Annotated in this window: 15 protein-coding genes and 1 tRNA gene; 9 read left to right on the top strand and 7 right to left on the bottom strand. The window is 33.7% G+C overall.

The window, feature by feature from the left end; genetic code table 11:
• Nucleotide 1: 1 nt before the first annotated feature.
• From AB2B44_RS02395 to AB2B44_RS02415, 5 genes are all read left to right on the top strand, one after another.
• A complete protein-coding gene (locus AB2B44_RS02395) occupies nt 2-652 on the top strand; it encodes an NADH:ubiquinone reductase (Na(+)-transporting) subunit D (RefSeq protein WP_369047952.1) in 651 nt (216 codons plus the stop codon).
• A gap of 87 nt (nt 653-739) precedes the next feature.
• Complete coding sequence (gene nqrE / locus AB2B44_RS02400) at nt 740-1,507, top strand: NADH:ubiquinone reductase (Na(+)-transporting) subunit E (RefSeq protein ID WP_369047953.1); 768 nt, start codon at nt 740-742, stop codon at nt 1,505-1,507.
• Nucleotides 1,508-1,509: 2 nt separating this feature from the next.
• Nucleotides 1,510-2,820 carry an NADH:ubiquinone reductase (Na(+)-transporting) subunit F gene (gene nqrF, locus AB2B44_RS02405; protein ID WP_369048518.1) on the top strand — a complete coding sequence of 437 codons (1,311 nt, stop codon included), beginning with the start codon at nt 1,510-1,512 and terminating at the stop codon, nt 2,818-2,820.
• Nucleotides 2,821-3,031: 211 nt separating this feature from the next.
• Nucleotides 3,032-4,771, top strand: coding sequence for an OmpA family protein (locus AB2B44_RS02410; protein ID WP_369047954.1), 1,740 nt, complete (start codon nt 3,032-3,034; stop codon nt 4,769-4,771).
• Nucleotides 4,772-4,834: 63 nt separating this feature from the next.
• The gene (locus tag AB2B44_RS02415) at nt 4,835-5,905 is read left to right on the top strand and encodes an SdrD B-like domain-containing protein (protein ID WP_369047955.1); all 1,071 of its coding nucleotides are present in this window, start codon (nt 4,835-4,837) and stop codon (nt 5,903-5,905) included.
• 152 nt (nt 5,906-6,057) lie between these two features.
• Here AB2B44_RS02415 and hflX read toward each other — a convergent pair whose 3' ends face one another.
• Nucleotides 6,058-7,269: a GTPase HflX gene (gene hflX / locus AB2B44_RS02420; protein WP_369047956.1), complete on the bottom strand. Its 1,212-nt coding sequence runs from the start codon at nt 7,267-7,269 to the stop codon at nt 6,058-6,060.
• Between the two features lie 136 nt (nt 7,270-7,405).
• Between hflX and AB2B44_RS02425 the strand changes: the two genes are divergently transcribed.
• Entirely contained in the window at nt 7,406-8,356 is a 951-nt protein-coding gene (locus AB2B44_RS02425; RefSeq protein WP_369047957.1) for an endonuclease/exonuclease/phosphatase family protein, read from the top strand.
• 36 nt (nt 8,357-8,392) lie between these two features.
• Here the strand turns inward: AB2B44_RS02425 and AB2B44_RS02430 are convergent.
• The 3 genes from AB2B44_RS02430 to AB2B44_RS02440 all read right to left on the bottom strand — a co-directional run bounded on the left by AB2B44_RS02430 (nt 8,393) and on the right by AB2B44_RS02440 (nt 11,564).
• Nucleotides 8,393-8,463: transfer RNA gene (locus tag AB2B44_RS02430), tRNA-Cys, on the bottom strand.
• A 49-nt stretch (nt 8,464-8,512) separates the two neighbouring features.
• The gene (folB, locus tag AB2B44_RS02435; protein WP_369047958.1) at nt 8,513-8,875 is read right to left on the bottom strand and encodes a dihydroneopterin aldolase; all 363 of its coding nucleotides are present in this window, start codon (nt 8,873-8,875) and stop codon (nt 8,513-8,515) included.
• A gap of 28 nt (nt 8,876-8,903) precedes the next feature.
• Nucleotides 8,904-11,564 carry a glycosyl hydrolase gene (locus tag AB2B44_RS02440; RefSeq protein ID WP_369047959.1) on the bottom strand — a complete coding sequence of 887 codons (2,661 nt, stop codon included), beginning with the start codon at nt 11,562-11,564 and terminating at the stop codon, nt 8,904-8,906.
• Between the two features lie 188 nt (nt 11,565-11,752).
• On the opposite strand from AB2B44_RS02440, the gene AB2B44_RS02445 reads away from it, so the two are divergent.
• The 3 genes from AB2B44_RS02445 (at nt 11,753) to AB2B44_RS02455 (ending at nt 15,041) form a co-directional block, all read left to right on the top strand.
• A complete protein-coding gene (locus tag AB2B44_RS02445; RefSeq protein WP_369047960.1) occupies nt 11,753-12,652 on the top strand; it encodes a RimK family alpha-L-glutamate ligase in 900 nt (299 codons plus the stop codon).
• Complete coding sequence (locus AB2B44_RS02450; RefSeq protein ID WP_369047961.1) at nt 12,622-13,584, top strand: succinylglutamate desuccinylase/aspartoacylase family protein; 963 nt, start codon at nt 12,622-12,624, stop codon at nt 13,582-13,584. The genes AB2B44_RS02445 and AB2B44_RS02450 overlap by 31 nt, the downstream gene beginning before the upstream one ends.
• Nucleotides 13,585-13,751: 167 nt before the next feature.
• The gene (locus AB2B44_RS02455) at nt 13,752-15,041 is read left to right on the top strand and encodes an aminopeptidase P family protein (protein ID WP_369047962.1); all 1,290 of its coding nucleotides are present in this window, start codon (nt 13,752-13,754) and stop codon (nt 15,039-15,041) included.
• A gap of 246 nt (nt 15,042-15,287) precedes the next feature.
• On the opposite strand, the gene AB2B44_RS02460 is transcribed toward AB2B44_RS02455, so the two are convergent.
• Genes AB2B44_RS02460 through AB2B44_RS02470 form a run of 3 tightly spaced genes read right to left on the bottom strand, consistent with a single transcriptional unit; the run spans nt 15,288 to nt 22,247 of the window.
• On the bottom strand, nt 15,288-17,504 hold the full coding sequence (locus AB2B44_RS02460) for a hypothetical protein (protein ID WP_369047963.1): 2,217 nt from the start codon (nt 17,502-17,504) through the stop codon (nt 15,288-15,290).
• Between the two features lie 30 nt (nt 17,505-17,534).
• A complete protein-coding gene (locus AB2B44_RS02465; RefSeq protein WP_369047964.1) occupies nt 17,535-19,094 on the bottom strand; it encodes a RagB/SusD family nutrient uptake outer membrane protein in 1,560 nt (519 codons plus the stop codon).
• Between the two features lie 18 nt (nt 19,095-19,112).
• Nucleotides 19,113-22,247: a SusC/RagA family TonB-linked outer membrane protein gene (locus AB2B44_RS02470; RefSeq protein WP_369047965.1), complete on the bottom strand. Its 3,135-nt coding sequence runs from the start codon at nt 22,245-22,247 to the stop codon at nt 19,113-19,115.
• Between the last annotated feature and the right edge of the window lie 331 nt (nt 22,248-22,578).

The following is a 22,578-nucleotide window of genomic DNA, read 5'->3' on the forward strand; positions in this document are numbered from 1 at the left end:
TATGGGACTTTTATCAAAAAAAGACGCAAAACTTGTTAAAGATCCACTTGCAGACAATAACCCAATTACCGTTCAAGTATTAGGTATTTGTTCTGCTTTAGCGGTTACAGCAGAGCTAAAAGCAGCTATTGTTATGGCTATTTCTGTAATGTTTGTAGTAGCTATGGGAAACGTGGTTATCTCTTTAATGAGAAATATTATTCCATCAAAAATTAGAATTATTGTACAGCTAATTATTGCTGCCGCATTGGTAATTATTGTAGATCAAGTATTAAAAGCTTTTGCATATGGCTTATCTAAACAACTATCTGTTTTTGTAGGGTTAATTATTACCAACTGTATTATTATGGGGCGCTTTGAAGCTTTTGCCTTAGGAAACAGCCCTTGGAGATCGTTTTTAGACGGAATAGGTAACGCCGCAGGTTACGGAATTATTTTAGTAATTGTAGCCTTTTTTAGAGAACTTTTAGGTTCTGGAACCTTATTAGGATTCAAAGTATTAGGAAATCCTATCGCTGGAGAAAAAACAGGACTATACAAATTAGGATACGAAAACAACGGATTTATGCTATTAGCACCAATGGCATTAATTGTAGTTGGTATTATTATTTGGGTACAACGTAGTAGAAATAAAGATTTAATAGAAGACTAAGAAATAGTATACAGCTGTTAATCACGAGAGTTTATTAATTATATAAATACTCAATACTTAACAACTTAATAATCAATACTAAAAAATATGGAATATATAGAATTATTTTTCAAATCAATATTTATAGATAACATGGTGTTTGCAACATTCTTAGGAATGTGTTCTTACCTTGCTGTATCTAAAAAAGTAAGTACCGCAATAGGGTTAGGTGCTGCAGTAATTTTTGTATTAGCTGTAACCGTACCTGTAAACTGGTTGTTAGATCAATATTTATTGCAACCTGGTGCCTTAAAATGGTTAGGGCCAGAATATGCCGATTACGATTTAGGCTTTTTATCTTTTATCCTATTTATTGCAACTATTGCAACGATGGTACAATTGGTAGAAATTATTGTAGAAAAATTTTCTCCATCACTATACAATTCTTTAGGAATTTTCTTACCGCTAATAGCTGTAAACTGTGCTATTTTAGGAGGCTCTTTATTTATGCAATCGCGTGAAATACCAACTTTAAGCTTAGCAACAGTTTATGGTATCGGTTCTGGAATAGGATGGTTTTTAGCAATTTTAGCTATTGCAGCAATACGCGAAAAAATTAGATATTCTAATGTACCTGCCCCATTAAGAGGCTTAGGTATTACCTTTATTACCACAGGGTTAATGGCAATTGGTTTTATGAGTTTTGGAGGTATGTTAACTGGTGGCGATAAAGAAAAAAAGCCTGCTGAAAAAACAGCTTCGGTTGCTATCGCTACAACAAAACCTAATACGCTAGCAAAAAAAGAAACAACAGATAAATTAAAAACTACCGACAACAAAAGTGTAGAAACCTCTAATAAAGAAATTATAAAATAATGATATTATTAGCAACAAGTACGTCAGGAATAATTATTGCAACCGTAAGTGCATTTATGGTGATAACATTGTTATTGGTAGCTTTGTTATTATTTGTAAAACAAAAATTAGCTCCATCTGGGCCTGTTAAAATTACCATAAACGGAGAAAAAACAATAGAAGTACCCTCTGGTGGGTCATTACTAACCACCTTAGGAAACGAAAAAATATTTTTACCCTCAGCTTGTGGTGGCGGTGGAACTTGTACACAATGTGAGTGTCACGTAAAATCTGGTGGTGGCGAAGCATTACCTACAGAAACCCCTCATTTTACCCGTAAAGAATTAGCTGAAGGAGCACGATTAGCGTGTCAAGTAAAGGTAAAACAAGATATGGACATTTCTATTCCAGAAGAAGTTTTTGGAATTAAAAAATGGGAAGCAACAGTAGTACGAAATTACAATGTTGCCTCTTTTATTAAAGAATTTGTTGTTGAATTACCTGAAGATATGGATTACAAGGCTGGAGGATATATTCAAATTGAAATTCCATCGTGTTCTATAAATTACAACAATATTGACATTACTGCTCACCCTGAAGAACATGAAACCCCAGACAAATTTCAAGCCGAATGGGATAAATTTGGTTTATGGCCTTTGGTAATGAAAAACGACGATACGGTAGAGCGTGCTTACTCTATGGCTTCTTACCCAGCAGAAGGGCGCGAAATTATGTTAAACGTTCGTATAGCAACACCACCTTGGGATAGAAACAAAAACCAATGGATGGATGTAAATCCAGGAATTGCTTCTTCGTACATTTTTAACCAAAAACCTGGAGATAAAGTAATTATTTCAGGACCTTATGGCGAATTTTTCATCAACGATTCAGATGCTGAAATGTTATACGTAGGTGGTGGTGCAGGTATGGCTCCAATGCGTTCGCATATATACCATTTATTTAAAACCTTAAAAACTAAACGAAAAGTATCGTACTGGTATGGTGGTCGTTCTAAACGCGAACTGTTTTATGTTGAACATTTTAGAGAACTCGAAAGAGAGTTTCCTAACTTTAAATTTTATTTAGCCTTATCAGAACCTTTAGAAGAAGATAACTGGAAAGTGAAAAAAGATATTAATGATGAAGAAGGTGATGGTTTTGTAGGATTTATTCACAACTGTGTAATCGATAATTATTTAAGTAAACACGATTCTCCTGAAGATATCGAGCTATACTTCTGTGGCCCTCCATTAATGAACAAAGCTGTTGAAAAAATGGGACAAGACTTTGGTATTCCAGATGAAAATATCCGTTTCGACGACTTTGGTGGATAACCCACTTAACATCTAAAACAAACACAAAAACCGATTTCGAAAGAGTCGGTTTTTTTTATTCATATAATTTAAATAGGGTAATTACACTTTTTAGTAAAGGGTAATTACCCTATCAAAAATACAAGGTTATATTTTTAAAAGTCAGTTTTTACCCTGATAGTATTAGTGTCACTTTAAACCATCTTTGCTAAGAAATCTAAACACTATTATTATGAAAACTGTTTTAAAAATTTTATCAACTGTGTTAATTTTTACTTTTGTAACAATTTCAAATGCACAAAACGTACCATTAGAACGAAATTATTTTCAATTATCCCCTAGAATTGGTTATGATTTTCCTTCTTACAACAACGACACACCTTACATAGACTACAAAGGAGGGATAGACTTAGGTATATCTTTCGACTATTATTTTAATTGGTTTGGTTTAGGTGCTGATTTTGATTTTATAAAGAATAAACCCAAAAGCACCTACCCTACAAATTTAGGAACCATTAATACTACCTTAATAGAAAATGGTATTACTCGATTATTTTATGGTATTGGTCCCAATGCACAAATTAGAAGTAGTTCTGGCAAATTTAAAACTGAATTTAATACCCGTTTTGGATTAGCTTCAATTAAAGGAGGAAGAACATTATTAACTAACATTACTTCTAGCCCACCCAAAATGCTAAACTTTCATGCAGGTTATAACCTTTCTAACGTATTTTCTTTTAAAGGACAAGTAAAATTAACCTATTTTCTTTCTAAAAACTTCGGATTTAATGTGGGCACATATTATTTAAAACATTTTAACACTAAAGAATTATTAGACCCTTCATTAGGTATTTCTGCAGGATATCAACCTTTTAATGATGATGAAGGCCATATAACAATTAAAGAGGGCAACCCAAAAGTTAGGGCCGAACCTTGTAATTGCGGTATTTCTTCGATAGGATTATTTGCAGGTGTTACTATTAAATTTAATAAAACTAAAGTTTGCCCTGTTTGTGGTAAAGAACACACCCCTTTTTGTTGTTCAACTTGTGGGTGTAGCGTAACTATTACCGCTAAAGATAAATATACTGGAGAAACCTTACCCAATACCGATGTAGTTTTAGCAGATATAAACGGAAATATTGTTCAAAGTGCTACTACAAATTCTTATGGTGTAGTTGTTTTTAAAGAAGTAAAAGAAGATAATTACTTAATTAGAGGAAAATTATACGGAGTTACATTAGAAGAAGGAAGTATTACTAAAGAAGAATTTAAAAATTGTAAACAAAACACCGAAGGTATTCAAAAAGTTATTGAATATGCCGACAGAAACTTTATTCTACAAGGGCAGGCCGTAGTTTGTAATACCAATAAACCGCTATCTGGTGTTTCTGTTTTTCTAAAACATAGTTCTAAAGCCGAAGAAAAAAGAACGGTGACTGATAATAAAGGGGAATATATTTTTCATATAAATGAAAATGCTACTTATACGATTCGTGGTAAAAAAGACAATTATTTTTCTCAAATAGAAACCGTATCTACTTCAAATTATAACAGAAACACTACCTTATTTGTAAAACTAGAAGTGTGTTTAACTTATGTAGAATGTAACACCACAATACCTTTAAAAAATATTCATTTTGCTTTAGATAAAGATATTGTAAGAGAAAATGCAAAAATTGAATTAAACAAGCTGGTAGATTTTATGAAAACCTATCCTTTAATAAAAGTAGAACTGAGCTCTCATACCGACAGCCAAGGTAGTGATGCTTATAACGAAGACCTCTCTCAAAGAAGAGCAAATAACTCTGCTGCGTATATTATCTCACAAGGAATAAATCCTAATAGAATTGTTGCAAAAGGCTATGGTGAGTATAGGCTATTAAATCACTGTGCTAACGGTGTAAAATGTAGTGATGCAGAACACGAAGTAAACAGAAGAACCGAATTCAAAGTTCTTTGTCCAGAATAAAAGTATAAATAACCAAAGTCAAGGCGGTTTTTACTGCTTTGACTTTTTCTAAAAAAAAAAGTTATGAAAACGCTATATATAAAAAAACAAACCTATAACATTCTAAGTTTACTAATAAGCTTTGCCGCTTTATCTTATTTACTTTTTTCTTGTAATAAAGATGAAAATGAGTGTATAAATAAAAAATATATTACGGCAGGCTGTAACCCGAAAGACTCATTAAACCTATCTACAGGCATAGATACTAAAGGCGATACAATATCTCCAGGAAAAGGCGTAGTAGATCCGTTTTGGAGGGTAATAAATAACCCTCCCCTAACCTCATGTTACAATTCTTTAAAAAACACTATTAATGGTAGTGCATACGTAATTAATTATTCTAATTCTGGAGATAACGCTTGGGTAAACCAACCAAATTCTAAAACATTAGCTCCTGTAGATTTAGGAACAACTGATGGTTTTGGTTGTAATAATGCAAAAAACAAAAAAGGAGAAACAGTACCTTATGTTTTCGAAAGACCTTTCTGTGTTTTAGACAACACCTGTATAAATTATAGTTTTACCTTTAAAGCTGACGACCAAGTATACTTTGAATTAATAGATCTTGATAATAACAATACCGTTATAGCTACTAGCTCTGTTTATACATGGGCTTCAACCCCTATACAAGCATGGCAAGATTCTAATGTGTGTTTAAATGCAGGGAGTTATAGTTTAAGAGCTTATTTGGTAAACACAAACGCTGTCGTATTGGGATTTTCTTTGGTTGGAAACATAACTACAACTAAAGGAGATAAGTCTATTTCAAATAACACAGAGGGTTGTTGTCAAAATAATGTAATAAGTATTTTAAATATACTCGAAGAAAATTGTGATGGAGCATATAATGGTGCAGATGTTTTAGGAAATGGATGGGTATTTAATTTAAAAGATTCTACTAATAGTATTATTAAAACAGCAACTACAGATATAAACGGAAATATTTTCTTCTCAGGTTTGTCAGACGGCACATATACGGTTGAAATAATACCTCATACAGGATGGGTTTCTTCATCTTCTGCCTCTGGAAGTATAACTGTTAGTGTTGCCAATAATATGGTTAAAATAGTCAATTTTTATAACTGTAAAAAATAAAACAGTTAATCCCGAAAAGTTATTAGTGCTTTTTTAAGCACGAACAATAATAATGAGTCTTTCTGTTTCTTACAACCCAAACCGAAAGACTCATTATTTATTCTTTTATCAATAAATAAGTAGTTGCTTTTTTTATTATAAAATCGAAAAACTTATTCTTCTTCTTTATACTCGTAATATAAAAAGTCGTTATATGGAAAACGTTGAATATGTATATTTTTTACCGCTTCGTAAACTTTTTCTTTAAACTCTTCTATGTTTTCTTTGTTTTGAGCCGATATAAAAATAGATTCATTTTCAAGATCATTCATCCATGATTTTTTCCAGTCATCTAAACTGTAATAATCTTTAGTTTTCTCGGTCATTAAATCGTCTTTATCAATGGTTTTATGTGTATAAGCATCAATTTTATTAAACACCATTACCATGGGTTTATCGGCACTGTCAATTTCATCTAAAATTTGATTTACCGATTCAATATGATCTTCAAAATTCGGATGCGAAATATCAACCACATGTAATAACAAATCTGCTTCACGAACCTCATCTAAAGTAGATTTAAACGACTCTACTAATTGGGTGGGTAATTTTCTTATAAAACCAACCGTATCAGTCATTAAAAACGGAATATTCTTAATCACCACTTTTCTAACCGTTGTATCTAACGTAGCAAACAGTTTATTTTCGGCAAATACTTCACTTTTACTAATTACATTCATCAAAGTAGATTTGCCCACATTGGTATACCCCACTAATGCAACACGCACCATTTTACCTCTATTTTTTCGCTGTACTCCCATCTGTTTGTCTATGGTTTGTAGCTTCTTTTTGAGTAACGAAATTTTATCGCGAATAATACGTCGGTCGGTTTCAATTTCTGTTTCTCCAGGTCCACGCATACCAATACCTCCCTTTTGTTTGTCTAGGTGGGTCCAAAGGCGTGTTAAACGAGGTAATAAATATTCGTATTGCGCTAATTCTACCTGTGTTTTTGCCGAACTTGTTTGCGCCCTTTTAGCAAAAATATCAAGTATTAAATTGGTTCTATCAAGAACTTTACATTCTAGTATCTTTTCTATATTACGCAACTGAGCTGGCGACAACTCATCGTCAAAAATAACGGTACCAACATTACGTGCGTCTATATACGCCTTTACCTCTTCGAGTTTACCCGCTCCTAAAAATGTTTTAGGGTGTGGTTTTTCTAATTTTTGTACAAACCGTTTTATAGCCTTACCGCCTGAGGTAGCGGTTAAAAACGCCAACTCATTTAAATATTCTTCAGCTTTTTTTTCGTCTTGATGTTGTGTAATTACACCAATTAAAACAGCTTCTTCTAACGTAATTTTTTCTGCTTCTATCATTCTAAAGGCAAAAATACAAAGAATTTAAATGTAAATATTATTTAACTTCAGCACTTTGCAAAACAAAAAACAATAGGCTCATAAAGTGTTTATATCCGCAATATTTTTTTGTACATTGTCAATTCAATTTAAAAAAATGACAGCTCAAAACAATCTGTTCACTATTGCTTTTTACAATACCGAAAACTTGTTTGACACAGAAGATGACCCACTAACATTAGATGATGATTTTACACCTAAGGGTCGCAAACACTGGAACAAAAAACGGTATAAAAATAAAATTAAAAAAATAACCGCTGTAATAGCACAATTAGGGGCAAAAAAAACACAGATGCCTCCTGTTATTGTTGGTCTAGTAGAAATAGAAAACAGTAAAGTAGTTCGCGATTTAGTACAACATAAAAACCTAAGCAAATACGACTACAGCTATATACACCACGAATCGTCAGACGAAAGAGGTATTGATGTTGCTTTACTTTATAACAAAACGTATTTTGAAGTTATAGAAAACAAAACCTTTCCATTATTATTAAAAACAGATGAAGGCAAAAGAGATTACACTAGAGATATTTTACTGGTAAAAGGAAAATTAAATGGCGAATTAATGTACATTTTTGTAAACCATTGGCCCTCGCGTAGAGATGGTGAAGAAAAAACTAGGCATAAACGGATAAAAGCAGCTAAATTAGTACAATCTATTATCGCAGATATTTACCAAACGGATAGCAATGCAAAAATTATTATTATGGGCGATTTTAATGATGAGCCTACAAGCGAAAGTATAAAAAAAACGTTGGTAACCGATAATTTTTACAATCCTATGGAAAGCTTGTTCGACAAAGGATATGGATCATTAACTTATAATGGTAAATGGGATTTATTTGATCAAATTATTTTTTCAAAAAATTTCTTTCAAAAAAATGCTGGAACACACTCTTTTTTATACGCAGAAGTTTTTAATAAAAAATGGTTGAAAGTTTATAAAGGAAAATTAAAAGGAAGCCCTTTTAGAACGTACATTGGACCTTGGTATCAAGGTGGATTTTCAGACCATTTTCCTGTGTATTTATTTTTAGAGAAAAATTAAAAAAGGTTCTTCATTTACGAAGAACCTTAATACTTGAGGTACCGAGCGGATTCGAACCGCTGTAGATGGTGTTGCAGACCACTGCCTAGCCACTCGGCCACGGTACCTTTTACGGACGACAAAAATACATATTTTATACTTTACAACAAGAAAAAATCACTTTTTCCGCTTTTTTGATATAACAATAGTAACGTCTTCTACATTTCCGCCTATAGGTGGGTTAATTTTAGCTACCTTTATTGTGGCTTTTTTAACCATAGAAATTTCCTCAAAAATTCTATCTAAAATACGTTTTGCAACATGTTCTAATAATTTAGCTCGAATTGCCATTTCTTGTTTTACAATATAATTTAAATGTACATAATCAACAGTATCTATTAAATTATCGGTTTCAGAAGCTTTTTTTAAATCGGTTTTTATTTCTACATCAACCCTGTATTCACTACCAATTTTACCCTCTTCGTCTAAACACCCATGAAATGCATTAAGCCTAATATTATTAATTTGTATAATACCCATATGACAACTCTATTTAAAACTCTAAAAATTATTTTATTTTAAAATTCTGTTTTGCTCCATTTATTTTTACCGTATACTCTCCTTTTGGCAAGTAATACCGATTATTATTTGCTTTTTTTACAGGTTTATTTTTCTGTTCGTATGTTTTTTTTCCTTCTTCAGAAAAAGTTGCATCATAAACTGCTTCATTAAAACCTTTATCTGCCTTAATTGTAAACGTATTTACCTTTATTGACCCCGAAAAAATAGCTGCGGTTACTTCTGTTGCTGAATCACTATAAAAAGGAATAGAAATTTTTGGTTCATCAGATTTTGCTGATTGCCCCCAAGAATCTCTTTTTTTAATTGATTTTATTTCAAAAATATGAACTGCTTGTTGGGTTAAATCAGCTGTTAATTTTTGTAATGGGGCGATATTAACTTTGTATAAACTTCGCCCATGAGTAGCCACAACCAATTCTTTTTCTGTTGGTTGAATAGCTAAATCATGTACAGCAACTTGTGGAAAATTTTTATTAAACACCTGCCAACTATTACCTTTGTCAAAAGTTACATACAAACCATTATCGGTACCTACGTATAAAACATTTTCGTTTTCTGGATCTTCTTTTATTACATTAACAGCTCCCATTGGCAAGGTGCTTCCAATATTTTTCCACGTTACACCATAATTATCAGACAGGTATATATACGGGGTAAAATCATCGTATCGATAACCGTTTAAAGTTACATAAACCCGTTCTTTTTTATGAGCCGAGGCAATAACACGAGTAACCCACAAATTTTGAGGAAGTGTATTTGAAATGGTTTCCCAACTACCTCCTGTATTTTTGGTTACATGTACTAACCCGTCGTCACTACCTACATAAATTAGCCCTGATTGAAATGGGCTTTCACTTATCGTTGTTAACGTTCCGTAAACTACATTCCCTTTTTTAGCTCCTTGAGTTAAATCATCAGAAATAGTTTCCCAATCATCGCCTCGATTTAAAGAGCGGTGCAATTTATTACTTCCTAAATAAACAATGTCTTGGTTGTGTTTTGATAATTGAATAGGTGTTTGCCAGTTAAACCGATAAGAGCTTTTTTTTGAAGTAGATTTTGGGCGAATACTCTTTTTTTCTTCAGACTTTCTGTCAATACGATAATAACTACCATATTGATATCCTGCATACACAATAGTTGGGTCTCTGCTATCAACCACAACTTGCATTCCATCGGCTCCTAAAAGTTTTTGATAGGGGTTTTTACCACTCTGTTGCCATTGTTTATTAATTTTCGCATTATTTTTAGCCACCCAAACACCATTATCTTGTAGACCACCATATACATTATACGGCTCTTGATTATCAACAAAAACCGAATAAAATTGACCAACAGGGGGCTGATTTAATAAAAACCAACTTTCTCCATCATCATATGAAAGATTTAAACCTCCATCGTTACCATTAATTAAATGTCCTTGTTTTTTGGGGTCTATCCATAAGGCATGATGATCTGCGTGTACATTTTCTCGGCTAATTGAAGTAAACGTTTTTCCTCCATCTTTTGATTTCATAATAGAAACCCCAAGTATATATATCGCATTTTTATTTTGTGGATCAACTCGTATTTCACCAAAATAATACCCGTATGAAGAATATAAATTTAAGTATGATAAATTTGTTTTATGCCATAACTTCCCACCATCATCTGTTCTATATACTTCTGCCCCTATAACTGATGCATCTGTCTCTTTTTCTTCATCTTCTTTTTGTTGTTTTTTTGACGTTTTTTTTATCTTTTTTCTTTTCTTTCTCTTTTGTTGTTTTCTTTTAAATTGATTGTCAAGTAAAGCATACACGGTATTTTCATCAAAAACAGCTAATCCAATTCTACCAACACCTTTTCCGTTTACAAAACCATTATTATCAGATATTTTAACCCAAGAGTCTCCGCCATCAATACTTTTATAAATAGCCGAATTACTTCCACTTCCATCAAAATTCCATGCTTTTCTAATGCGCTGCCAAGAAGCAGCATAAAGCACATTAAAATTATTAGGAGCAGGTTGTACATCAATAATTCCTGTATTTTCATCTATATACAACGTTTTTTTCCATGTTTTACCACCATCGGTTGTTTTATAAATTCCACGTTCTGCATTAGGCGAATACAAATGTCCTAACACCCCTACAATTACCTCTTCTGGATTATCTGGATTTATTAAAATTCTACCGATATGATGTGAATCAAACAAACCAACAGACAACCATGTTTTACCTTTATCTGTTGATTTTAATATTCCTATTCCTGCATATGAAGAACGTGAAGAATTATTTTCACCTGTACCAACCCATAATGTACCTGTTTTCCAATCAACCGCAATATCACCAATATTTTGTGTAGCGGCATTATCTAAAACAGGGGTAAAAGTTGTTCCATTATTATTGGTATACCAAAGTCCTCCTGAAGCATACGCAACATAAAATTCGATTGTATTATTAGGGTTTACAGCTACATCTACTACCCGACCACTCATTACCGTTGGCCCAATATTTGTAAGAGCAACGTTTTTAACTAACGAATTTTTAGACATTACTGCTTTTTTAGCTACTGCTTCTTGAACCGCCTTTGAAGAGGTAGGTAGTTGTTGTGAAAAAACAATTATAGGTAAAAAAAAGAGTGCTAATTTAATGATACTTTTCACGTATATAAATTTTAAGTTAAACCTTTTACTTTTGTAATATTTAAATACTTTATTTTAAAAAATTGCAGTACCTAATTACAGTTTTAGTTATTGTTGTTTTAAAATTTCAAAAGTACAAACATAAAATCATTTTTTATGTTAACAGAAGTAGTTTTACCGTACCATAAAATTAATTAGATTTGTGTATTATGAATATTTTTATTTTATCGGTAAGCGAAAATATTTATTCTACTAAACGAATTTATGTAGAAGCAAAAAAACGCGGGCATACGGTTCGCATTATTAATCACACCAAATGTTCAATTAAACTAAGTAGGGGTAAACGAAAAATTATATATAAAGGTGAAAATATTATTGATAAAGCCGACGTAATTATTCCGCGAATCGGTGCTTCTGTAACCCGTCACGGAGCTGCAGTAGTAAAAGAATTTGAAATGAATGGCGTATTTAGCACTGCGCGATCTCTTGGTATTATACGAGCTCAAAACAAAGTACGTACCTTGCAAATTATGAATCGAAAAAACATTCCTATTCCTGATACTGTTTTTTCGGTAAACCCCGAAAACATATCTGAACAAATAGAATTATTAGGCGGTGCTCCTGTAATTATAAAACTACAAGAAGGTACACAGGGTATGGGGGTTATGTTAGCCGAAAGTAAAAAATCTGCCAAATCAATTATCGATGCAATGTATAGTATGAATACTAGTATTTTGTTACAAGAATTTATTAAAGAGAGTAATAGTGAAGATATTCGTGTTTTTGTTGCAGGAAACAAAATTTTATCATCGATGAAACGAAAAGGATTAGACGATGATTTTCGATCTAACATTCATAGAGGCGGTAGTGGGTCTGTTGCAAACCTATCTAATCAAGAAAAGAAAATGGCAATTCAATCTGCAAAATATTTAGGGCTGCCTATTGCTGGGGTAGATTTAATTCGATCTAAAAGAGGGGCTTTACTTATCGAAATAAACTCAACCCCAGGGTTACAAGGTATAGAAGCTTATACTAAAATAAATGTTGCCGAAGGAATTATTAAGTACGTAGAAAACAAATGTTTAAAAAAGAATTTAAAAACGAAGTAGTAGAAATTCGAGGGCAAAAAATAGGTTTAGGCGAATCTAAGCTAATTAAAATTGCCATAGATCGATTGCCTACAGGCACCCTAATAGAAATTCCTGTTTATGTTTTTAATGGTAAACAGGCAGGCCCTACTATTTTATTACAAGGCGGCTTACATGGCGATGAAGTTAATAGCATAGAACTTATTCGTAGAATGTTAATAGACAAATCGTATAAAATATACAAAGGCTGTGTAATTGTGGTACCCCTGTTAAATATTTTTGGTTTTTTAAACTTGTCTAGAGACATGCATGGCAAAGATGTTAACCGTAGTTTCCCAGGGTCAAAAACAGGTTCTTTAGCCAGTAGAATGGCTTTTTATTTAATGCAAGAGCTCATCAAAAACGTAGATTTTGGCATCGATTTTCATACAGGTGGTGCACAACGAAGCAATTACCCTCAAATACGATACACCCCGCAAGATCATACCGCAAAGCAATTAGCAGAAATATTTAACGCTCCTGTAATGTTTGGGTCTAAACTTATACCAAAATCTTTTAGAAACGAGTGCTTTAAAAATGCAATTCCTATTATTGTATACGAAGGTGGCGAATCGCTTAGGTTAGATGAAAATGCTACCCAACACGGTATTTATGGTACGCTTCGAATACTCCGTTATTTTAACATGATTAGTAAAACGGTAAAAATTCCAAAAGAAGACCCAACGATTGTAATTACGAATAGCCGTTGGATTCGTGCTAAAGTTGCCGGATTATTTAGTGTGAAAATAGAAAATGGTTCTCAAGTTAAAAAAGGGGAAGTTTTAGGTTATATTATGGATACTTACGGAGAAACAAAATTTGCGGTAAAATCGCCTAAAAACGGATACATTATTGCGGTAAACAATTTTCCTATTATTAATATGGGTGATGCCTTATTTCATTTAGGAAATTAACCTGCTAACTTATTTCAGTTAGCATTCTTACAATTTTTGCTATTTTAAAAACACTCACCTGTTTTTAAGCTTAACCCTACTAAAACCAAAATAAAAACATATTTAATGTACTTAAAAAAATAGGATTATGTACTTTTGAATGTTTTTAATTTAAATTATACGGTCTCATGAAATACCTTCCAATAAACAACCAACTCTTTATAAAAAACCGTGAAAATTTTATGGCTCAAATGAAACCTAACAGTGTAGCCATATTTAACTCTAATGATATTTATCCGGTAAGCGCAGACAGCACTTTGCCTTTTGAACAACATAGAGATATTTTTTACCTAAGTGGAGTTGACCAAGAAGAAAGTATTTTGGTTTTATTTCCAAACTGCCCAAAAGAAAAATACAGAGAGGTATTATTTTTACGCGAAACCAATGAGCATATTGCCATTTGGGAAGGCGAAAAATTAACTAAAGAAAAAGCCCTAGAAACAAGCGGAATAAAAACTGTTTTTTGGCTACAAGAATTTAAAAACGTATTAGCAGAAATAATGGCTCTTGCTAACACCGTATACATAAATACCAACGAACACTATCGAGCCACTGTAGAAACAGAAACTCGTGAAGCACGTTTTACAAAATGGTTATTAAATAAATATCCCGCACATTCAGTAGCCAAAAGCAATCCTATTTTACAACGCTTACGGTCGGTTAAAGATGCGATAGAAATTGACTTAATTCAAACAGCCTGTAACATTACCGAAAAAGGTTTTAGACGCGTATTAAATTTTGTAAAACCTAATGTTTGGGAATACGAAATAGAAGCCGAATTTATATACGAGTTTATTAGAAACCGATCAAAAAAATTTGCATATACCCCTATTATAGCCAGTGGTAAAAATGCAAATGTGTTACATTATATAGAAAACAACCAACAATGCAAGGCTGGCGATTTAATTTTGATGGATGTAGCTGCCGAATATGCTAATTACGCTAGCGACATGACACGTACAATTCCTGTCTCTGGTCGGTTTTCTGCCCGTCAAAAAGATGTATATAACGCTGTATTACGCGTAAAAAACGAAGCAACAAAAATGCTTGTTCCAGGCACTAAGTGGAATGAATACCATACCGAAGTTGGTAAAATAATGACTGCTGAGTTAATTAATTTAGGTTTGTTAAATAAAGTAGACGTTCAAAATCAAGACCCAAACTGGCCTGCTTATAAAAAATATTTTATGCATGGAACCAGTCACCATATGGGCTTAGATACCCACGACTATGGCTTACTACACGAACCCATGCAAGCCAATATGGTATTTACCGTAGAACCTGGTATTTATATTCCAAATGAAGGATTTGGCATTCGAATAGAAGATGACGTTGTAATTCAAGAAAACAGTCAACCATTTAATTTAATGCGTAACATTCCTATCGAGGCAGATGAAATTGAAGAGTTAATGAATTAATGAAAATTTTTTATCTAAAAATAAAGTAAAATTTACAAATAAATCTGTTTTAAAACTAAGCAAAAAAAAGATAGGCGGGTCTAATACCCGCCTATCCTTTTTTTGTACTTATCAGTTTAAATACTAAAGTTTAAAAAAACCGCCTAAAATTACTCTTAGGCGATTCTTCCAATTCAAACTAACTCACAAAAAACTCACATTTATATATAAATACATATATATAATTCTTAAATATTGTTATATCGGTTATAGTTGTGCAGTAAGCACTCCTTCCCCTCCAGTTCCAAGATATACACGACCAAAAGTTTGTCTATCTGCTGCAATTATTTTTACTCTGTTAAGGTATTCTCCGCCATGGTCCGCTCGGGTCCAAGTAGCTCCTTCATCAGTAGAAAGGTATAACCCTAATACTCCAGATTTAACACCGAAACAATATGCCGTTGGAAAAGTAGACCCTTGTATAGGAGCCCCCCATGAAAAAGAAATTGCTTTTGTAAAGGCTGTAACTTTTGTAAGGTTTTTACCCCCATTAGACGATTTGTAAAGACCTTGACTATCAAGACTTACCCAAACGGCACCACCTACACCCGGGGCTGCTGCCACATTTACAAAACCGTGTTCAATATTTGTTCGATTTGACGTATTTTTTATAGCCCAAGTAGCTCCACCATCATAAGAGGCACGAAGGTATCCGTCATAAAACAAATAAAAAGTGTTAGCATAAACGGCATCTGCAGTAATACAAAATACTTTATTCCACACATCATTACTACCGCCTTTACCTAAAGAAGCTCCTGTTGGCACTCCAGTTCCACCAGCTTGTTTCCAAGAACGACCGTTATCTTTTGAATAGTAAACTTTTCCTGTACTACCCCCCTCTACATACACCATTTTATCAGGATTATTTGAAGCTATTGCTATATTACCCAATCTTGAACCAGAATTAGGAAGCGCCCGTACAGCCCATGTATTACCATAGTCAGACGACACTATTACCTTTGAGTTGCCAGCCTTTGGGTATTTACCAACAGCACCAAGATAAGCAATGTTATTGGGTTGCGATTCGCAATATGCGATATCAAAACCTTGTTTTAAATCAATAGTATTATTCTTATAATACAATCGTTTGGTTGGGTAATTGGTTAATGAAGTATTTCTGAAACCAAAAACATCAGCTGCACCACTATATACCTTTGCCCCTGAAGGTGGGCATTTCAGCGCTATGGTAACAACTTCTTCATGCCCTTTTTCTTCTGCATAAAAATCAATTGGGTTAGCCCAAACATTAGGTGTACGCCAAACACCATACCAACAGGTAAGATATAAGCTGCCTGAGTTATGTGGGTCAAATGCAAAAGCTGCTGCTGCTGCTGCAAACCAATTGTTTTGCCACCATTGAGGTTTTTGATGTTGTACAACAGGCAATGATGTTGTATTTATTTTTTGCCAAGAGCTTCCCCCATTAGAAGAACGATAAATCGCATATTCATTCTTTTTTATCCACTTGTTTGTAACCAAATTTGAGGTATTGTTTGGATCAACAGCGATATCTCCATATTTTACATGGTTTCCGTTAGGGGTAAGGTCTGTCCAAGTACCATTACCGTATTTAGATACCCCAGTATCATACGTTACATAAAGCCTTCCTTGAAAAGTTAAACTATTTGGATTTATTGGAGTACCGTCCATCTTATAAAAAGAATTTCCTCCATTTGAGCTACGAAACACCCCTTTATCACTACCTCTAACAGCTACATATACTTTTTTAGATCGCCCGTTACTTACCATATTAGGATTTACAACAATTGATCGTATTTCTGAATCACCATCATAAACAGTAGCCCATGTATTACCCCCGTTAAGCGATCGAAGTACATCACCACCTACAGTACCTACATAAATAACATCGCTGTTGTTTGGGTCAACGGCTATAGGCTCTCCAAACCATCTCTTTTCAGCATTTGGATCGTACGTTAATGACTTTATCTTATTCCAAGTAGCCCCTTTATCATTTGACCGATAGATTCCTCCAATAAGAGCTGCATACACTCTATTCGGATTATTTTTATCTAATGCTATCCCCGCTGCTCCTTTATAACCTTTTTCACCAACATTTCTAAGCATCGGAATCCATTCCGATTTTGAAGCATCCCATCGGTAAGCCCCACCAACATCTGTACGAATATACATAACATTAGGCGCTGTTGGGTGTATAACAAGACCCGTAACATAACCACCACCTCCAATAGCAAGGTTACCCCATTGGTAAGAACTATTATAATTGGGGGTAGAAACACCTCTTGCGGCAATTGAATTTGATTGTACTTCCGGTTGTTGTGATTGAGGTTGTAAATCGTCTACTGCGTTGTCTTTACAGCCAACAAGAGCAAATAAAAATACACTCATAAAGGTCAGGATACACGAAATTCTTTTCGTGTAAGAATCATTTTTACCATGTTTCATAATCATAAAATTTAGTTAATAATTAATTGTTTACCATTCTGGGTGCTGAACTAATGCTTTGTTAACATCTAGCTCAGACTGAGGTATTGGCCAAACATTGTGTTTTGGCTCTATAAAATTACGTTTCTGTAAGGCGCTATTGTTGGCCCACTCATGCTCATTAAACCAATCTGAACGCTCTTTTAACATGCCCCATCTTTTTAAATCAATATATCTTCTTCCTTCAAAAGCAGTTTCTACTCTTCTTTCATGTTTTATTATATCCATTAAATCCGTTTGTGATAAGCCTGTACCTTCTACATCTTCTACTTTTGGCATATTTACTCGCTCTCGTATTTTATCGATTAAACCTAATACTTCTGACTCACTATAATTACCCGACTGAACCAAGGCCTCTGCTCTATCTAATATTACATGTGCTAAGCGGAAAACATAAAAGTCTTGGTCGGCATCGTTTTGATCTAACGTTGGATTTGAGGTGTCTACCCATTTACGTAACGCATAACCTGTTAAGCGTAATTGTGAGTTGGGAACTGTCGATCCTTGCCATTGTGAGCCTTTACTTATTAAGGTAGCATCAAAACGTGGGTCTCTATTCTCGGTCTCTAAACTAGCATTAAACTCTAGTGATTCTGATGGTGATAATCCATCATTTAAATAAAAATCATCAGCTAAGTTTTTCAATGGATGACAGTTATCAGGTACTCTAGATTTTTTAAACCACCCAAAACCTGATCCGTGACCGCCCATTCCACGTTTGAAACAAACTGAAAAAATAACCTCACTACATTGCTCATTTGCCACTGAAAATAAGGTTGCATAGTCTGGAAATAATTGATAATAATTTAAATCCAAAACTTTTTTCGCATAAATAGCTGCGTCTGTATATTGTTTATCGTTTAAATAAATGTCGGCTAATAATGCATAACCTGCTCCACGTGTTGCTCTACCCCACTCTGATGATGATAAATCTTGTGGTAATGGTAAATTTTCTACTGCCGACTTTAAGTCTTCAGTTATAAAAGAAATTATTTCGCTATGGTTTGTTACCGGAACCTCCGCCTCTGATAATGTAAGACTCTTGGTTATTAAAGGCACATCTCTAAACAAAATAGCTAACTTGTTATAATACAATGCTCTTAAAAATTTAGCCTCTGCTACATAACGTGCTTTTGCTGAAGAAGAAACTTCACTCTCTTCTACATTGCCTATATTGTCTATTAAACGATTACAGCGTGTAATCCCTTTATAACTATCATCCCAAACGCCATTAACCATCGCATCTGAAGGAGTATAATCGCCTCGAGCTATCGCTGCGCCTGGTTTATAGTCCCAAGTCATATAGCCGTTATCACAAGCATAGTCAAGACCTGGAAAACCACTTGGACCTGCATGCTTACTGTTATATAAATTACGACTCTCTAAAACAGCATAACATCCTGTTAATGCTAATTTTATATCTTTATCTGTTTTCCAAAAAGTCGCGTCTGAAACCGAATTGGGGGAAACAGTGTTCAAAAATTCATCTGAACAACCTGATATAGATAATACCAGTGCTGTTACTATTATTAAATATTGTAGTTTTTTCATCTTGTTAAGATTTGTTGTTTAAAATGTAATGTTTACGCCTAATGCAATCGTTTTTGCTTGTGGATAAACCCGGTTTCGCTCATCTGAAACTATCTTCTCTGGGTCATAATCTACAAGGTCGGTAAACGATAAAAGATTGGTGCCTGATAAATAAAGGCGAAGTTTACTTATAGACATTCTTGTGGTAACTTCTTGTGGTAAAGTATACCCTAACTCAACATTTTTAAGTCTTAAGTATGAGGCATCTTTTACCCATAAAGTAGAGTTCTTATTATTGTTGTTCTCATTTCCAAATCTTGGGTAATCGGCATTAGGATTATCTGGAGTCCAATAATTTAAAACAGCCGTAGTAAAGTTTCCTGCTGCCTCATTATTGTACCAAAAATATCGATCTACACCTTGAACGCCCTGGAAAAAACAGTAAGCATCAAAACCTTTATAGTTACCACCAAAGTTAAATGAATAGGTGAATTTTGGATATGGATTACCTATAATTGTACGGTCATAGTTCTCATCAATCTTTCCATCTGGAACGCCATCTGGACCACTGATATCTTTATATTTTACATCTCCTGGAGCTACGGCGTTAAATTGTGTTGGTGAATTATCAATCTCTTCTTGTGATTGAAAATACCCCTCAGCTACTAATCCATAATAAGCGTTTATAGGATGCCCTTCTAAGTTAATATTTCTTCCACCGTTAGATATCCATGATGAAATCCCTGAGATATCTACAATCTTGTTCTTTACTGTTGAAAAGTTTCCGCCTATGAAATAGTTAAAGTCATTTATGTTGTTTCTATACTTAGCATCTACTTCAAATCCTCGGTTATTTACCTCAGCTATATTTTGATATGGTGGATTTAATCCTCCTAAGGTATTTGGTATTGGTAATTTTACTAATACATCGCTTGAGGTTTTGTCGAACCAATCAACTACAAATTGTAACTTGTTGTTAAATAGGTTAAAATCTAATCCAAAATCGGTAATAGTGGTGGTTTCCCATTTTATCTTGTCGTTTGCTAAACTTGTTAAAGCAGCTCCGGCTGCAAGATCATCGCCAATTATATAGTTTTGACCTAGGTTAATGTTTTGAACATAGGCATAATTACCGATCTCTTGGTTTCCTAATTGACCCCAACTTCCTCTTAACTTAAGAAAAGATAAAAAGTCTGAGTCTTTTAAGAAATTTTCATCACTTATAATCCAAGCTCCTGAAAAGGATGGAAACAATCCATATCGGCTAGATTTTGGCATACGTGATGAACCATCGTATCGTAAATTAAACTCAAAAAGATATTTCTCTGAAAAATTATAGTTTAATCGTCCAAAAAACGATTGTAAGGATACTTCATTGGCATTTCCTGAAACATCTTTCTCATTTACTCCTGCTCCTAAAACATGTATCTCATCATTAGGAAGATCTTTTACTGATGCCCACATATAATCGTATCGATAAAATTGAGCAGATTGACCTAATAACGCTGAAAAAGCGTGCTTGCCTAAATCAAATTTATACGTAAATATGTTTTCTATTTGATATTGTGTACCTGTTGAACTGTTTTGTGCTAAAGCATTTTGTGAGTTCTCTGATAAAATGTTCCCATCTGGATAGTAGAACTTCTCTGTGGGCGTGAATTTTAACTTATTACTTGAATTGTAAACGCCTGAAAGATTCATGCGGTAGTTAAAATTTTTGAAAAATTTAATGTCTGAAAATAGTTTTCCTTGAAAGAAATATTTGTTCGTATAATTCTCTCCTAATTGTGCCATATAAACTGGATTAGGATATCCTATCTTAGTTTGATCAAAAACACCATCAATTGTACCCCAATATCCATTGGTATATTTTACAGGTACTAACGGACTTGTACTTCTACGCATTACATAAAAAATAGAACTATTCCCGCCTGATTCATTGGCTGAAGCTAAAGGCTCATCTATTCTACGGGCATATCCCGATAAATCTAATCCTATTTTAACACTGTTTGAAATATCGGTGTCTATATTTGACCGAAAACTATAGCGCTTGGTTGCTGTATTTAATAATACCCCTGATTGATCAAAGTATTCTCCTGAAACTAAATATCTTGTGTTTTTTGATCCTCCATCTATAGATAAATAGGTCGTACTCATTGGGGCTACTCTAAACATTTCTTCTACCCAATCTGTATTTGCAAAATGATCTGGGTCGGAACCGTCCTTCATTTTTTGAATCATATCATCTGTATAAAGAACATCTTGACCTTTAACTAAACGACTTTCATTTATTATCTTCGCATAATCCCAACTATCTACCATATCTGGTAATGAAACTGCTTTTTGAACAGCATAGTTTTGCTTTAAGGTAAGCGTTGGCTTTTTTGTGGTTCCGCGCTTTGTCGTAACTAAAATTACTCCATTGGCCGCTCTTACACCATAAATAGCCGCTGATGCTGCATCTTTTAATACACTTACACTCTTTATATCTGCCGCGGGTATTTGTGATAATGAACTTGGTACCCCATCTACTAATACTAACGGATTTTTTCCTGAGTTAAAAGTACCCTCTCCTCGAATTCTAATCTGTGGATTGTCATTACCTGGTTGTGTGTTGAAATTACTAACAGTTACCCCTGTCATTTGACCCTGTAACAACGTTGCCGTATTAGAGGCTGGACTTGACTCTAACTTCTGAAAACTAATCGAAGAAGTCGCACCTGTAAGATTCGCTTTCTTTACCGAACCATAGCCTACCACTACTACTTCATCTAATGAGGTCGCCTCTTCTTCCATAACAACATTAAGACTAGATTTTCCACTTACTGATTGACGAACCTTTTTAAAGCCCATAAATGAAAATTCTAAAACGGCTTGCCGTGAACTAACCTTAATCGAATAGTTCCCGTCAAAATCGGTCACAACTCCATTATTCGTGCCTACTTCTAATACATTAACCCCCGGTAAAGGCTCTCCTTTCGAATCCGTTACGTTACCTGTAACCTGAAAACTTTGGTTACTAATAGTCCCCTCTCCTGTAGTAGAAGGATCATTGAATCCTTTAACAGAAATAGACCAAATCAAAAAAAACAGTGATATAACATACACTACCTTTTTTCGTAAATAACTATGAGTAAATAACTCTAAGTTTGTTTTTTTAATAAAAAGTTCCATAAATAATAATTGATTTGAGTTTTGTTTTGTGCTTCCCTTAAGCTTCTTAATTGAAAATTTAATATCCGTTATTTTATAAAGAAAACTCCAACAGCTTTTGTTGGTTTACAAAACTCATAATTTTATGTTAAAAATTTAAGGGGGTAATAATCAAATTTGAGGTCAAATGAGTCAAGTTAAGTAACTCATCCTACCCCTTTTAAATCGATTTGCATTCACTTCACAATCTCAATAATATAGAGGGGTTAGACTCACAACAATAAAGAATGAGACCTGTTAAATGAATTATTTAACCTCTTAAAATTTAACCTGTGGAGCTAAATTTGCATAT

Origin of the sequence: Tenacibaculum sp. UWU-22 (genome assembly GCF_041021355.1) — a bacterium.
Taxonomy (GTDB): Bacteria; Bacteroidota; Bacteroidia; order Flavobacteriales; family Flavobacteriaceae; genus Polaribacter.